Below are 1,317 nucleotides of genomic sequence, written 5' to 3'. Positions count from 1 at the left end.
TTTTTCACCTTCCTCAGTTGTGTTATATGGTGTGTCATATGGTGAGTTTGGTGTGTCTTGACGAGGTTTTTGAATTTCTTTACCATTTTCGTCTACGTAAGTGATGATGACGTCACCTTCTTTAGGTTTCGTTGGATCTTCTTTCAATTGGTAGACATATGTTACGTTCGTATCTTCTTCAGCAACTTTACCAGTTGTAGCATCATCACCTGTCCAGTGACCTTGATCGTCGACTTTACCTACTGGGTAGTTACCAGCTGGTACCAATTCGTATGTCTTACCTTGGAACTCGATCGTGCTTGGACGGTTGTCTACTACTGTATCGTAGTCCTTATCAACTGGTTGATCTTTTTCGTCAGTTACTGATTCTTTGATCTTGTTACCATTGACGTCAACATAGTGAACGTATACGTTACCCTTCACTTCTTTATAAACGTAAGTGATAGTTGATTTAGGTTTATCAACTTTACCTTTAATTGGATCAGATGATTCAAGGTGTCCGTCACCGTCAACTTTACCTACTGGGTAATCACCTTTTGGTACGATCTTGTATGTCTTACCATCTGGAGTCTTGATTGTGTTAGGTTTTTCACCTTCCTCAGTTGTGTTATATGGAGTATCATATGGTGAGTTTGGTGTATCTTGACGAGGATCTTTAATCACTTTACCTTTTGTATCTACATAAGTGATGATTACTTCACCTTGTTTAGGTGTTTCACTTTCAGAATTTGATGAAGAATTAGATGCTGATTGTGATACAGATGTAGAAAGCGATGTTGAAGCCGATGTGCTCAATGATGCTGATTGGCTTGCAGATACTGATGCTGATGCTGATGCCGATGTGCTCAATGATGCTGATTGGCTAGCAGATACTGATGCTGATTCAGAAGCTGATGTGCTCAATGACGCTGATTGACTAGCAGATACTGATGCTGATGCTGAAGCCGATGTGCTCAATGATGCTGATTGGCTTGCTGATACTGATGCTGACTCAGATGCTGATGCGCTCAATGACGCTGATTGGCTTGCTGAAGTAGATGCTGATGCTGAAGCCGATGTGCTCAATGATGCTGATTGGCTTGCTGATACTGATGCTGACTCAGATGCTGATGCGCTCAATGACGCTGACGCTGACTCAGATGCTGAAACAGATTCAGACGTTGATGTTGAAGCTGATACTGATGTTGACTCAGACGCTGATGTTGATTCAGAAACTGATTGGCTTGTTGAAGCTGATTGTGATTCTGAAATAGATTGCGATGCTGATTCAGATGCAGAAGCTGATTCGCTCAATGATGCTGATTGGCTCGCAGATAC

Annotated in this window: 2 protein-coding genes and 1 pseudogene; 2 read left to right on the top strand and 1 reads right to left on the bottom strand. The window is 41.8% G+C overall.

Annotation, left to right across the window (positions count from 1 at the left end):
• On the bottom strand, nt 1–663 hold a 663-nt coding region (locus HMPREF2685_RS01885), incomplete at its 3' end, for a MucBP domain-containing protein (RefSeq protein ID WP_261710233.1).
• A gap of 25 nt (nt 664–688) precedes the next feature.
• Here HMPREF2685_RS01885 and HMPREF2685_RS10680 point away from each other — a divergent pair.
• Both HMPREF2685_RS10680 and HMPREF2685_RS10675 read left to right on the top strand, forming a co-directional pair.
• The gene (locus HMPREF2685_RS10680) at nt 689–916 is read left to right on the top strand and encodes a hypothetical protein (RefSeq protein ID WP_176745961.1); all 228 of its coding nucleotides are present in this window, start codon (nt 689–691) and stop codon (nt 914–916) included.
• Between the two features lie 33 nt (nt 917–949).
• Nucleotides 950–1,317, top strand: a pseudogene (locus HMPREF2685_RS10675) (MSCRAMM family adhesin SdrC); the annotation flags it as partial.

Origin of the sequence: Streptococcus sp. HMSC074F05, assembly GCF_001808725.1 — a bacterium.
In the GTDB taxonomy this organism is placed as follows: Bacteria; Bacillota; Bacilli; order Lactobacillales; family Streptococcaceae; genus Streptococcus; species Streptococcus parasanguinis_I.
The sequence above is the reverse complement of the archived record's forward strand: the minus strand, read 5'-3'. Positions and strand labels throughout refer to the sequence as shown.

Bases quoted from the DNA above. Each gene is read 5' to 3' on its own strand.
- HMPREF2685_RS10680 (WP_176745961.1), top strand. From the start codon at position 689: ATGATTACTTCACCTTGTTTAGGTGTTTCACTTTCAGAATTTGATGAA.